2 protein-coding genes are annotated in these 516 nt (G+C 72.1%); one reads left to right on the forward strand and one right to left on the reverse strand.

The window, feature by feature from the left end; genetic code table 11:
* Window positions 1-207: response regulator transcription factor (locus DAT37_RS19230; protein WP_198654348.1), on the forward strand; the 207-nt coding region annotated here is incomplete at its 5' end.
* A 60-nt stretch (window positions 208-267) separates the two neighbouring features.
* Here DAT37_RS19230 and DAT37_RS19235 read toward each other — a convergent pair.
* A partial coding sequence (locus tag DAT37_RS19235) for an ATP-binding protein (RefSeq protein WP_456320121.1) occupies window positions 268-516 on the reverse strand: 249 nt, incomplete at its 5' end.

Here is a 516-nt window from a genome sequence, read left to right on the forward strand (position 1 = left end):
GGCCCCGAGAGCCTCCTCACCCCCCGCGAAGAGGAGATCATCAAGCTCGTCGCGGAGGGCTACTCGTCCCGGGAGATCGCCGAGATGCTGACGATCAGCGTGAAGACCGTCGACCGGCACCGCGCGAACGTCCTCTCCAAGCTCGGCATGCGCGACCGCCTGGAACTGACCAAGTACGCCATCCGCGTCGGCCTGGTCGAGCCCTGATCTCCGCCGGACTTTCACCGTCCGCACGCCCGGTCTCCGCGCTCGGGTGCCGAACTGTGATCATTTCGCGGGGCGGCCCGGTGCGGGACGGGAGCCGCGCGGGGGGATGACGAGGCGGACCTCGGTTCCGCCCCCCTCGGCGGGGCCGATCGTGAGCTGCGCCCCGATCAGCATCGCGCGCTCCTGCATCCCGCGGATCCCGGCGCCGGCCTCCCTGGGCGGCCCCGCCCCGTCGTCCACGACCCGCAGGACGACCGTGCCGTCCTTCTCCTGCTGCAGCGACAGCTCCGCGTTCCGCGCGCCGGAATG

The organism is Nocardia aurea (assembly GCF_003123685.1).
GTDB lineage: Bacteria > Actinomycetota > Actinomycetes > Mycobacteriales > Mycobacteriaceae > Nocardia > Nocardia aurea.